Annotated in this window: 14 protein-coding genes; 6 read left to right on the plus strand and 8 right to left on the minus strand. The window is 69.0% G+C overall.

Annotated features, from left to right (window positions below; genetic code table 11):
• Positions 1-37: 37 nt before the first annotated feature.
• The 4 genes from sdhC to VM306_RS29025 are packed head-to-tail and all read left to right on the plus strand — an operon-like array spanning position 38 to position 3430.
• Positions 38-460 (plus strand): succinate dehydrogenase, cytochrome b556 subunit, encoded by a 423-nt coding sequence (gene sdhC / locus VM306_RS29010; RefSeq protein ID WP_325520796.1) that lies wholly within the window; start codon positions 38-40, stop codon positions 458-460.
• Between the two features lie 3 nt (positions 461-463).
• Positions 464-871 (plus strand): succinate dehydrogenase hydrophobic membrane anchor subunit, encoded by a 408-nt coding sequence (locus tag VM306_RS29015; RefSeq protein WP_325520798.1) that lies wholly within the window; start codon positions 464-466, stop codon positions 869-871.
• A 22-nt stretch (positions 872-893) separates the two neighbouring features.
• On the plus strand, positions 894-2648 hold the full coding sequence (sdhA, locus tag VM306_RS29020; RefSeq protein ID WP_325520800.1) for a succinate dehydrogenase flavoprotein subunit: 1755 nt from the start codon (positions 894-896) through the stop codon (positions 2646-2648).
• Positions 2648-3430, plus strand: a complete 783-nt coding sequence (locus VM306_RS29025; protein ID WP_325520802.1) for a succinate dehydrogenase iron-sulfur subunit — start codon at positions 2648-2650, stop codon at positions 3428-3430. Before sdhA ends, VM306_RS29025 begins: the two co-directional genes overlap by 1 nt.
• Before the next feature lie 67 nt (positions 3431-3497).
• Here the strand turns inward: VM306_RS29025 and VM306_RS29030 are convergent, their stop codons facing one another.
• A complete protein-coding gene (locus tag VM306_RS29030; RefSeq protein ID WP_325520804.1) occupies positions 3498-4412 on the minus strand; it encodes a hypothetical protein in 915 nt (304 codons plus the stop codon).
• A 59-nt stretch (positions 4413-4471) separates the two neighbouring features.
• A complete protein-coding gene (locus VM306_RS29035) occupies positions 4472-4639 on the minus strand; it encodes an LPXTG cell wall anchor domain-containing protein (RefSeq protein WP_325520806.1) in 168 nt (55 codons plus the stop codon).
• A gap of 10 nt (positions 4640-4649) precedes the next feature.
• Between VM306_RS29035 and VM306_RS29040 the strand changes: the two genes are divergently transcribed.
• Positions 4650-4904, plus strand: coding sequence for a hypothetical protein (locus tag VM306_RS29040; protein ID WP_325520808.1), 255 nt, complete (start codon positions 4650-4652; stop codon positions 4902-4904).
• A 236-nt stretch (positions 4905-5140) separates the two neighbouring features.
• On the opposite strand, the gene VM306_RS29045 is transcribed toward VM306_RS29040, so the two are convergent.
• Both VM306_RS29045 and VM306_RS29050 read right to left on the minus strand, forming a co-directional pair.
• Positions 5141-5491 (minus strand): hypothetical protein, encoded by a 351-nt coding sequence (locus VM306_RS29045; protein WP_325520810.1) that lies wholly within the window; start codon positions 5489-5491, stop codon positions 5141-5143.
• Positions 5492-5499: 8 nt separating this feature from the next.
• Positions 5500-5727 carry an SCO4848 family membrane protein gene (locus tag VM306_RS29050; protein WP_325520812.1) on the minus strand — a complete coding sequence of 76 codons (228 nt, stop codon included), beginning with the start codon at positions 5725-5727 and terminating at the stop codon, positions 5500-5502.
• 61 nt (positions 5728-5788) lie between these two features.
• Between VM306_RS29050 and VM306_RS29055 the strand changes: the two genes are divergently transcribed.
• The gene (locus tag VM306_RS29055; RefSeq protein WP_325520814.1) at positions 5789-7066 is read left to right on the plus strand and encodes a D-alanyl-D-alanine carboxypeptidase family protein; all 1278 of its coding nucleotides are present in this window, start codon (positions 5789-5791) and stop codon (positions 7064-7066) included.
• Positions 7067-7116: 50 nt separating this feature from the next.
• Here the strand turns inward: VM306_RS29055 and yhjD are convergent, their stop codons facing one another.
• From yhjD to VM306_RS29075, 4 genes are all read right to left on the minus strand, one after another.
• Positions 7117-8103, minus strand: coding sequence for an inner membrane protein YhjD (yhjD, locus tag VM306_RS29060; protein ID WP_325520816.1), 987 nt, complete (start codon positions 8101-8103; stop codon positions 7117-7119).
• A gap of 24 nt (positions 8104-8127) precedes the next feature.
• Positions 8128-9177, minus strand: coding sequence for a tryptophan--tRNA ligase (gene trpS, locus VM306_RS29065; protein WP_325520818.1), 1050 nt, complete (start codon positions 9175-9177; stop codon positions 8128-8130).
• A gap of 27 nt (positions 9178-9204) precedes the next feature.
• The gene (locus VM306_RS29070; protein ID WP_325520820.1) at positions 9205-9396 is read right to left on the minus strand and encodes a hypothetical protein; all 192 of its coding nucleotides are present in this window, start codon (positions 9394-9396) and stop codon (positions 9205-9207) included.
• Between the two features lie 111 nt (positions 9397-9507).
• Positions 9508-11988 carry a bifunctional FO biosynthesis protein CofGH gene (locus tag VM306_RS29075; RefSeq protein ID WP_325520822.1) on the minus strand — a complete coding sequence of 827 codons (2481 nt, stop codon included), beginning with the start codon at positions 11986-11988 and terminating at the stop codon, positions 9508-9510.
• Positions 11989-12088: the final 100 nt, after the last annotated feature.

A 12088-nucleotide genomic window follows, 5' to 3' on the forward strand; every position in this document is an offset into this window, starting at 1 on the left:
CACCGACCACCACCACTGACGTTGGAGGCCGCGGCGCATGACCAGCGCAGGCGCACCCGAGCGGTCGGGCACCACCCGAGGGGGTGGGACGCTCTACCGCGGTGATCTGGGCATGTGGTCCTGGGTCGCCCACCGGATCACCGGTGTCCTCACGTTCTTCTTCCTCTTCACCCACGTGCTCGACACCGCTCTCGTGCGGGTGTCCCCGAACGCCTATGACGCGGTGATCGAGACCTACAAGAACCCGGTCGTCAACCTCTTCGAGGTCGGCCTCGTCGGCGCGGTGCTCTACCACGCGCTCAACGGCATCCGGGTCATGCTGGTCGACTTCTGGGAGAAGGGCGCCAGGTACCAGCGGGTCATGCTCTGGACCGTGCTGGCCGTCTGGGTGGTCGTCATGATCCCCGGCTTCTACTTCATGATGGAACGCACGATCTCCGACCTGGTTGGGGGTCACTGACCCATGTCACTCGCACTCGACAAGCCCCGTTCCCCCCGCCGCCCCGCGGCGCGCCGCGGCAACGGCGAGCTCTACAGCTGGCTGTTCATGCGCCTCTCCGGCCTCCTGCTCGTGGTCCTGGTCCTGGGCCACCTGTTCATCATGAACATCCTGGACGGCGGTGTCCACAAGATCAACTTTGGTTTCGTGGCCGGCCGCTGGGCGTCGCCGTTCTGGCAGTTCTGGGACCTCGCGATGCTCTGGCTCGCGCAGATCCACGGCGGCAACGGCGTGCGGACCGTCATCAACGACTACGCGCGCAAGGACTCCACCCGGTTCTGGTTGAAGATGCTGCTCTACGTGTCGATGGTCCTGATCGTCTCGCTCGGCACGTTCGTGATCTTCACCTTCGACCCGAACATCTCGAACTGACCCGCGCGGGGAGCCCACCACAATGCAGTTCCACAAGTACGACGTAGTCATCATCGGCGCTGGTGGTGCCGGAATGCGCGCGGCGATCGAGTCCGGCCAGCGCGCCCGCACCGCGGTGCTCACGAAGCTCTACCCCACGCGTTCCCACACCGGCGCGGCCCAGGGCGGCATGTGCGCCGCCCTCGCCAACGTCGAGGAGGACAACTGGGAGTGGCACACCTTCGACACGATCAAGGGCGGCGACTACCTGGTCGACCAGGACGCCGCCGAGATCATGGCGAAGGAGGCCATCGACGCCGTTCTCGACCTCGAGAAGATGGGCCTGCCGTTCAACCGCACGCCCGAGGGCAAGATCGACCAGCGCCGGTTCGGCGGCCACACGCGCAACCACGGTGAAGCCGCCGTGCGCCGCGCCTGCTACGCCGCGGACCGCACCGGTCACATGATCCTGCAGACGCTGTACCAGAACTGCGTCAAGCACGGCATCGAGTTCTTCAACGAGTTCTACGTCCTCGACATCTGCCTGACCGAGACGGAGAACGGCCCGGTCTGCACCGGCGCCGTCGCCTACGAGCTCGCGACCGGCGAGATCCACGTCTTCCAGGCCAAGTCCGTCGTGTTCGCGACCGGTGGTTTCGGCAAGGTCTTCAAGACCACGTCGAACGCCCACACGCTCACCGGCGACGGCATGGGCATCGTCTTCCGCAAGGGCCTGCCCCTGGAGGACATGGAGTTCTACCAGTTCCACCCGACCGGTCTCGCGGGTCTCGGCATCCTGCTGACCGAGGGCGCGCGAGGCGAGGGCGCGATCCTGCGCAACGCCTCGGGTGAGCGGTTCATGGAGCGCTACGCCCCGACCATCAAGGACCTGGCGCCGCGCGACATCGTGGCCCGCTCGATGGCCCTCGAGGTGCTGGAAGGCCGCGGCGCCGGCCCGAACAAGGACTACGTGCTGCTCGACTGCACGCACCTCGGCGCCGAGGTGCTGGAGACGAAGCTGCCGGACATCACCGAGTTCGCCCGCACGTACCTCGCGGTCGACCCGGTCGTCGAGCCCGTCCCGGTGTACCCGACCGCGCACTACGCGATGGGCGGCATCCCGACGAACATCCACGGCGAAGTGCTGCGGGACAACGACAACGTCGTTCCCGGCCTCTACGCCGCGGGTGAGTGCGCCTGCGTGTCCGTGCACGGCGCGAACCGCCTGGGCACGAACTCGTTGCTGGACATCAACGTCTTCGGCCGCCGCGCGGGCATCGCCGCCGCGGAGTACGCCCTGTCCCGCGAGGCGCACGTCGACCTGCCGGAGAACCCGGCCGCGGCCGTCGAGGCCCAGGTCGCGCTGGCGCTGTCGGAGCACGGCCAGGAGCGCGTGGCGGACATCCGCACCGAGCTGCAGGCCACGATGGACGCCAACGCGTCCGTCTACCGCACCGAGGACACGCTGAAGACGGCACTGCACGACGTGCAGGCCCTGAAGGAGCGCTACGCCCACATCTCCGTCCAGGACAAGGGCAAGCGCTTCAACACGGACCTGCTGGAGGCCGTCGAGCTCGGTTTCCTGCTGGAGCTGGCCGAGGTCCTCGTGCACGGCGCGCTGGCGCGCAAGGAGTCCCGCGGCGGTCACGCCCGCGAGGACTACCCGAACCGCGACGACACGAACTTCATGCGCCACAGCATGTTCTACAAGCAGGGCGAAGGTCTGTCGGCGGAGATCCGCCTGGACTACAAGCCCGTCACCTTTACCCGGTACAAGCCGATGGAGCGCAAGTACTGATGACCGCCACCGCTGAAACCACTGCTGGCTCGCGCGGCTCCCAGCCGCCGGTTCCGGACGGCGCTGTCACGGTCACCGTCAAGATCCGCCGGTTCAACCCGGAGTTCGACGACGAACCGCGCTGGGACTCGTTCGACATCCCGGCCCTCCCGTCGGACCGCGTGCTGAACCTCCTCCACTACGTCAAGTGGTACGTGGACGGCACGCTGACGTTCCGCCGCTCGTGCGCCCACGGCGTCTGCGGCTCGGACGCCATGCGCATCAACGGCGTGAACCGCCTGGCGTGCAAGGTCCTGCTGAAGGACCTGCTGGAAAAGGGCGACAAGCACACCACGATCACCGTCGAGCCCATCAAGGGCCTGCCGGTGAACAAGGACCTGCTCGTCGACATGGAGCCCTTCTTCGAGGCCTACCGCGCCGTCAAGCCGTACCTCGTGACCTACGGCAACGAGCCGACGCGCGAGCGCATCCAGTCCGCCGCCGACCGCGAGCGGTTCGACGACACGACGAAGTGCATCCTGTGCGCCGCCTGCACCACCTCCTGCCCGGTCTACTGGACCGAGGGCTCGTACTTCGGCCCGGCGGCGATCGTGAACGCGCACCGGTTCATCTTCGACTCGCGCGACGAGGGTGCCGAGGAGCGTCTCGACATCCTCAACGACATCGACGGCGTGTGGCGCTGCCGGACGACGTTCAACTGCACCGACGCCTGCCCGCGTGGCATCCAGGTCACCAAGGCGATCCAGGAAGTGAAGCGCGCGCTGCTGTTCAAGCGCGTCTGACGTTTCCGGGTTTCGAGGCGCCGCGTTCCCGCTGGGGGCGCGGCGCTTCGCCGTTTCGAGGGTTCGGCTATGTCACCTCCACGATGCGCACCGGCGGGCGCGTCCGGGCGGCCGCCGCCTGGTGCGCCTTCTTCAGTTCCCGCCCCACCGCGTCCGGGGTGTCGCGCAACCACGTCGGCAACGTCTGCACCACCAGGATTCCCGCTGCCGCGTACCGGCTGTTGCGCGCGAGAGTGCGTTCGTAGTCGCGTGCTCCGTAGTGGAACGCCCGCGAGTCGATCTCCCACGCCAGACCGACGTCGTCGTACCAGGCGTCCGGCCGGCCGATGACCACGCCGTCGGCGTCGGCGATCGTGACGTTCCAGTGCGGTGTGGTGAGCCGGATCCGGCGTGAGAGCCGGCGCGCGTCCCGTTCGGCGACGGATTCCGCGTGGCCCAGCTCCTTCAGCACAGAGCGGACCAGCTTCGTGCCGTAGCGGTTGGTGCGGGCCTCCGCGGCGAGGCTCGAAGGCGTGCAGCGGCCCCGTTGGATGGCGGCGGCCACCAGGCCTGTGGCCTCGTCGGCCGAACGCATCTGGCGGCACGCGTCGACGACGGCGCGGGCAGCGGACACCACAGGGAAGCCGCCGACGTCACACGCGGGCGGCATCAGGGAAGCGCGTTCGACGATCAGGGAGCCGCTGCCGCGCACCGAGCCCGGCACCAGCACGTGGATCTCGGTGCCGCGCGCGGGCAGGCCGTGACGGCGGCAGGCCTCGGCGCCGGTGACGACCGCGCCGGGGCCCGCGCGCATCAAGGCGGCGGTGAGGTGTTGGTCACGCGTGGGCGGGCCGTTGTGCAGCAGCACGACACCGGAGTGCATGCGCTGCCACGGCCCGCCTGGACGGCATTTCAGCCACGGGTTCGGAACGCCCGGTGACCGAAGGGTGCCGGCACTGATGACACCGAGATCGCTGCGTTCGCGCAGGAGTTCGATTCGCATGTCATCAGTGTGACGAGCACCACCGACAGTTTTCTGCGATCAAGCGATCAAGCATGCGGTCAGCGGCGCAGGCCGCGCCTGCCGCGGTCGATCAGCAGCATCAGCGCGCCGCCGGCGACGAACAGCACGCCGAGCAGGAGCATCCAGCCGATCGAGGCGCCCGTGTTGGCCAGGCGGTTGTCGTCGTGGCGGGGCGGCGCCGCGACGGGCTTGGTCGTGGTCCACACAGGCGACGTCGTGGTCGTGCTGTCAGTCGTGGTGGTGCTGTCGGTCGTCGTCGTGGTGGTGCTGTCGGTCGTGGTGGTGTCGGTCGTGGTGGTGCCAGTCGTGGTCGTGTCGGTTGTCGTCGTGCCGGTCGTGGTCGTACCAGTCGTGTCGGTAGTGGTCGTGCCGGTCGTCGTCGTGCACGGAGTCGTAGTGGTGGTGGACGTGGTCGTCGAGGGAGTGGTCGTCGACGAGGAGGTGGTCGTCGTCGGCTCTCCTCTCCCCTGAGGAGCACGCCACCCCGGGCGGTCTTCCGAGCACCCCGCGGCGGCGCACACCCGGCCATCCCCCGAAGCCTGGGCCTCGGGGGCGGCACCGTGCAGTGCGACGAGCGTCAACACCGCACCGGCGGTGAGCACACCGATATAGGCGATACGTGACATGTCGCGATCGTTGGCCCACCTACGGCACGTCGCTCGCCATTCGGCCGCACGTCACCCGCGAGTGATCGAGAGATCGCCCGATCAGGTCCAGAAGACGGCCACACCGATGTTCAGCACGACCAGGGACGCGGCGGTCGGCAGCAGCCAGGACGGGGCCTTCGGCTTGGTGACGTTGATCGCCACGACGGCCGCGATGGCCACGACGACGAGCAGCTTGACGCCGATCTTGACGTGGTCGTACTCCACCGAGTCGACCAGCGGGTCGATGCCGACGAGCGCGATGCCGGTGAGCAGCTGCAGGGCGGCGCCGTGCAGCCAGCCCTTGTTGACCGGCGCGTCCTTCCCGGCCCTGGCCTGCAACATGATCATCGCCACGAGCATGCCCATGCCCAGCAGGTGCAGGAACACCAGCAGCAGGCGTACGAACTCCACAGCGTTTCCTATCGACGTCGAGTGGCCAGGAAACCCCGCACGCCCAGCACCCCGATGATGGTGCCGAACACGAGCGAGGCGATCACGAGCACCAGGTGCACCGTGAAGAACGGGGTCGGTCCGTCGCTGAACGAACGGGGGTCGTTCCAGATGTTCTTCAGGAACGTGGGCCAGATCACCCACGACCACACTCCGAAAGCCACCAGGAAGAGTGACATCGGGCGCGAGAGCTTCACGGGAACCAGTATCGGACGTGGTGCGTGCAGGCGACTAAACGGGGGTGGATAGCCTGAAGGGGTGCCCTTCACCCAACGGCTCATCGTCGCCCTGGTCCTAGCTACGGCCACCGCCGCGTTCGCCGCACCGACCGGCACCGCACAGCAGGCCGCCGGCTCGGCACAGTGCGCCAACCGCGAGACCCCGCCGCCCCCGGTGGACACCTCCGAGCAGCCGGCTCCGGGCCAGAAGGCCCCGCCCCCGCCCGAGGTGCCCGAGAAGCCGATCGGCGGTGACCGGCTCGGCGAGTGCGGGCTGATCCTGCCGCCGAACTCGGCGCAGCCGCCGAGCGGCATCACCGCGGCCTCCTGGCTGCTCGCGGACATCGACAGCGGCGCCGTCCTCGCCGCCTACGACCCGCACGGCCGCCAGCGCCCGGCGAGCATCATGAAGGTGCTCCTCGCGATGGTCGTGGCCAAGGAGCTGCGCGGCGACCTCGTCGTCACCGCCAGCGCCGAGGACACGCAGCAGGAGTGCACCTGCGTCGGCCTGCGCGACGGTGGTCAGTACACGGTCCGGCAGCTGCTGCACGGTCTGCTGCTCACCTCCGGCAACGACGTGGCGCACACGCTCGCCCGTCAGCTCGGCGGCGTGCCGAACGCCCTGCGCAAGATGAACGCCATGGCCAAGGAGCTCGGCGCCCTCGACACCCGCGCCGTCACCCCGTCCGGCCTGGACGCCCCCGGCACCAGCACCTCCGCCTACGACGTCGGCCTGATCTTCCGCGGCGCGATGAAGTACGAGGAGTTCGCGAACGCCATCAAGCTCAAGCAGTCGCAGTTCCCCGGCCGCAACGGCGGCACGATCATGCTGACGAACGACAACCGCATGCTCAGCAACTACGAGGGTGCGATCGGCGGCAAGACCGGCTTCACCGACGACTCGCAGCACACGTACGTGGGCGCCGCCGAGCGCAACGGCCGCCGTCTCGTCGTCGTCCTGCTGCGCGGCCAGCAGACGCCCACGCGCATCGACGCCCAGGCGGCGAAGCTGCTCGACTACGGCTTCGCGATGAGCCCGGGCGGCGTCGGCAAGCTCGTGGACGGCGCGCCCCAGCCGAAGCCGAACGTCGTCCCCACGCAGAGCAGCAACGACAACTCCGCCGACGTGGCGGCCGGCACGGACGACCGCGGCCGTCAGGAGCCGACCGCGTTCGGCACCGTCGGCCTGCCCATCACGGCCGCGGCGGGCATCGGCCTGCTGGCCGGCCTGCTGCTCTTCGTCCGCAACAAGCGGGCCAAGGCGGCACGGGCACGCCGCCAGGCCGCGCAGGCCGCGCAGGCGGCTCAGAACGTCTGAGAAGCGCTTGACGAATGCCCCCGGCTCGCGGCCGGGGGCATTCGTCGTTCCTAGCGCTTGCGCCAGCGGAGCCCGAGCACGGCCCCGACGACCGCGCCGGCACCGAGCATCAACGACGGCGAGGGCCCTGACTTCACGGTGACGACGGGCTGGATCACGGCCGGTGGCGGCGCCTGCACGACCTCCGGCTCCCGGTTCTCCCGCGCGGTGGCCGTCCAGGCCGTGATGAACAGCACGAACTGCGCCACCAGGTTCGCGAACACCAGCACACCGATGACGGACCCGAACGCGGCCGAGGTCGGCGACCTGGTCGTGAACGACAGGAAGAGCGTCGCCGTCTGCTTCAGGACCTCGAACCCGATCGCTCCCGCGAACGCCCCGCGCAGTGCACTGCGCCACCCCACGGGCTTGCGCGGCAGCCGCGAGAGCACCCACAGGAACACGAGCCAGTTCGCGAGCAGTGACAGGACGATCGTGCCGATCCGCAGCAGCACGTGCGCCCAGCCGGCGTTCTCGAGCCCCATCCACCGCAGGACGAGCTCGGCGAACCCGGTGCCCACGGCGGTGATGCCGAACGACACCACGATCGCGAGCCCGAGCCCGGCCAACGACAGCAGGTCTCGCCACAGCGTGCCGAGGAACGGCAGGTTCTCCTTGGCGTGCCCCCACTGCGCCGTCAGGGCGTCGCGGAGGTTGCTCATCCAGCCGAGGCCCGAGTAGGCGGCACCGAGCAGACCGATGATGCCGACGGTGCCCTTGGAGTCCAGGGCGGTGTTCACGGCGTCGTTGATCTGGTCGCGCAGCTGCTGGTCCGGCACGGCTTCGGCGATGCTCCCCCGCAACGACGCCAGCAGGTCCGGCTGCGACTGCAGCACGAAACCGGCGACGGCGAACCCGATCATCAGGATCGGGACGAGCGAGAGCACGCTGAAGTACGTGACCGCAGCGGCGTAGTGCGTGCCGTAACTTTCGGTGAAACGCTCATACGCACGCACGATGTGGTCGAGCCACGCGTACTTCCGCCGCCACTTGTCCACGCCGGGAACGCTAGTGCAAGCGCACTACTCCGGCAGAACAAAGCCGATCTTGTCGTACGTACGGCGCAAGGTGCCGGCAGCGACCTCACGCGCGCGTTCCGCACCGGCGGCCAGGATCTTGTCCAGCGACGCCACGTCGTCGAGGTACATGCGCACGCGTTCCTGCACCGGCGTGACCCACTCGGTGAAGACCTCGCCGAGGTCCTTCTTCAGGTCGCCGTAGCCCTTGCCGTCGTAGTCGGAGACCAGCGACTCGACGGAACGGCCCATCAGCGCCGAGTAGATCGTCAGCAGGTTCGACACGCCCGGCTTGTTCTCGACGTCGAAGAGGACCTCGCGGCCCGTGTCGGTGACGGCGGAGCGGATCTTCTTGGCCGAGCGCTTCGGGTCGTCCAGCAGCTCCACGACACCGCCGGGCACCGACTTGCTCATCTTCGACGTCGGGTCCTGCAGGTCGAAGATCTTGGCCGTGTCCTTGACGATGTACGCCTCCGGCAGGCGGAACGTCTTGCCGTAGCGCGAGTTGAACCGCGTCGCGAGATCGCGGGTCAGCTCCAGGTGCTGGCGCTGGTCCTCGCCGACCGGCACGTAGTGCGCCTGGTACAGCAGGATGTCCGCGGCCTGCAGGATCGGGTACGTGAACAGGCCCACGCCGACGGACTGCTCCTGGCGTGCGGACTTGTCCTTGAACTGCGTCATCCGCGACGCCTCGCCGAAGCCGGTCATGCACTGCATGACCCAGCCGAGCTGGGCGTGCTCGGGAACGTGCGACTGGACGAACAGCGTCGCGCGATCGGGGTCGATGCCCAGCGCGAGCAGCTGAGCGGCCGAGACGCGCGTGTTCTGCCGCAGCTCCTTCGGGTTCTGCTCCACGGTGATCGCGTGCAGGTCGACGACGCAGTAGAACGCGTCGTGCGCCTCCTGCAGCGCCACCCACTGCCGCACCGCACCCAGGTAGTTGCCGAGGTGGAACGACCCGGCCGTCGGCTGGATGCCGGACAGGACGCGGGGGCGCTTGACGGGCGCCGTGGTGCTTGCGGCGGTGCTTTCTGCGGGTGCGCTCTCCGTGGACACGGACGAAATCTTCTCAGACCAGGTGGATCAGGTTTGCGCGGTGTCCTGCTGGACGAGGTCGATGCGCTGGTTGGCGGCCGTGACCGGAACCGGCTTGCGCCGCTTCACCAGGCCGAACACCAGACCGCCGACGCCGGCGGTGACCGCGATCAGACCCACGGGACCTGCGGCGGTACCGGTCATGCTGCTCTCGACCGCAGCGCTCAGTACCAGACTCATGCCGTGCACTTGCCGAGCCTCCCCAAGGCACAGACCCACCCCGGAAGGGTGAACCTTTGCTGACTGATTGGCCGCCAAGCTACCGATGGCCGGTAGCGTCGATGCGCCGAATCAGACTATCGGCCACTGGCGGCCGGTTCGCACTCGCCCATATGTCGTAGTCCGCTGACGGGCGTTACGCCCTGCGAGCGTTGCCAGGGTCTCCAGCTCACGCACAGTGCGCGCCGAGCCGTGTTCGGACCCGGCCATGCGGCTGATGGTCTCCTCCATCAAGGTGCCGCCGATGTCGTTCGCGCCGCCGTTGAGGATCTCCGCGGTGCCCTCGTCACCGAGCTTGACCCACGAGCACTGGATGTTGTCGATCCGCCCGTGCAACGCCAGCCGCGCGAACGCGTGCACGGCGCGGTTGTCGCGGCGGCTGGGACCGGGGCGGGCGACACCCGCGAGGTAGATCGGGGCGTTGCGGTGCACGAACGGCAGCGCGACGAACTCCGTGAGCCCGCCGGTGCGGTCCTGCAGCTTCGCCAGCACGCGGAAGTGGGTGAGCCAGTGGCCGGGGTGGTCCACGTGCCCGTACATCATCGTGCTGGACGAGCGGATGCCCAGCTCGTGGGCCGTTCCGACGACGTCGAGCCACGTCGCGGTCGGCAGCTTGCCCTTGGTCAGGACCCACCGCACGTCGTCGTCGAGGATCTCGGCCGCCGTGCCGGGGATCGTGTCGAGGCCGGCCTCCTTCAGCTCGGTCAGCCACTCGCGCACGCTCACGCCCGCCTTCGCCGCGGCGGAGACGATCTCCATCGGGCTGAACGCGTGGACGTGCATGTCCGGCAGGCGCTTCTTGATCGCGCGCACGACGTCCGCGTAGTAGGTCACCGGCAGCTTGGGGTCGATGCCGCCCTGCATGCAGACCTCGGTGGCGCCGTCGTCCCACGCCTCCTGCGCCCGGTCGGCGACCTCCTCGGCGCTCAGCCGGAACGCGTCCGCGTCCCGCTCGCGCTGGGCGAAGGCGCAGAAACGGCAGCCGACGTAGCAGACGTTGGAGAAGTTGATGTTCCGGTTGACGACGTACGTGACGTCGTCGCCGACCACCTCACGCCGCAGGTCGTCGGCGAGCTTGGTCATCACTTCGAGTGCGTCGCCGTCGGCGGTGAGCAGGGCCATGGAGGCGTCGGTGTCGTCGAGCAACGCCGCCGGGTCGTTCGCGGCGATCTTCAGTCCACGTTGGACGTCCTCGGAGAGCCGTTGCGGCGCAACGGGAACCTTGAGCTCGGCCCAGTCGCCGTAGACCTCGTCGAAGTCACCGCGCCGGTCGCTCGTGCGACCTTCGGTGTCGATCGCGGTGTTGAGGTCCGCGCGACCGAACGTGTCGAGGCCGCCGTCGGGTTCCTGCCACTCGCGACCGACGACGTCCGCGTCGGGGTTCGCGAGGCCGTTCTCCAGCGCCAGCGCGGAAACGTGGGCCGTGAGCCGGGTGTCGATCCACTGCCCCGCCGCCGCGCGGACGTAGCGCGGGTAGACGTTCAGCCGTTCCTGCAAGGAGAATCCGGCTTCGCGCGTGATGTCGGCGAGCTTGTCGACCTGGGGCCAGGGCTTCTCGGGGTTCACGTGGTCGGGCGTGATCGGCGAGACGCCGCCCCAGTCGTCGACGCCCGCGCGCAGCATCAGGCCGAACTCCCCGCCGACCAGGTTCGGCGGCGCCTGCACGCTCACGGTCGACGGCATCACGAGGCGCGCGACGGCGATCGTCGCCGCGAGCTCGGTCAGGTCGGCGTCGGGCATGCCGCGCATGGCCGTGTCCGGCTTGGCGCGGAAGTTCTGGATGATCACTTCCTGGACGTGCCCGTACTGCTTGGCGATCTGCCGCATCGCGAGCAACGACTCCGCGCGCTCACCCAGGGTCTCGCCGATGCCGATCAGGATGCCGGTGGTGAACGGGACGTTCACGCGCCCGGCGTCGGTCAGGACCCGCAGGCGGACGGCGGGGTCCTTGTCCGGGCTGCCGTAGTGCGGCCCGCCCTTCTCGCTCCACAGCCGTTCCGCCGTGGTCTCCAGCATCATGCCCATGCTCGACGCGACCGGACGCAGCCGCGTGAGCTCCTCCCAGCTCAGCACGCCGGGGTTGAGGTGCGGCAGCAGCCCCGTCTCCTCCAGCACCGCGATGGCGCTGGCCCGCACGTAGTCCAAAGTGGACTCGAACCCGCGCGCCTCCAGCCACTCCTTCGCTGCGGGCCAGCGGTCCTCCGGCCGGTCGCCGAGCGTGAAGAGGGCCTCCTTGCACCCGGCCGCCGCGCCCTTCCTGGCGATCTCCAGCACCTCGTCGCGCTCGAGGAACGCCGCGGGCAGCTTGTGCGGCACGGTCGCGAACGTGCAGTAGTGGCAGCGGTCGCGACACAGCTGGGTCAGCGGGATGAACGCGTTGCGGCTGTAGGTGACCATCCCCGGGCGACACTCGGCCAACAGGTGAGCGTCTCGCACCCTGCCTGCCGCTTCCAGCAGGGCGTCCAGGTCGTCGCCGCGCGCGTGCAGCAGCACCGCCGCCTCGGTGACGTCCAGGACCGAGCCGTTGTTTGCCCGGCGCAAGGCACGCCGCATTGCCGCCGGACTCGGCTCGGTCTCGGGCGGGGTGATCGAGATGTCCACGGCCACGTCAACGCCCTGCCCCTCTGATGGCGACTCACCGTTCGCTCTGCAC

Source organism: Lentzea sp. (assembly GCF_035525475.1).
Classification (GTDB): Bacteria; Actinomycetota; Actinomycetes; order Mycobacteriales; family Pseudonocardiaceae; genus Lentzea.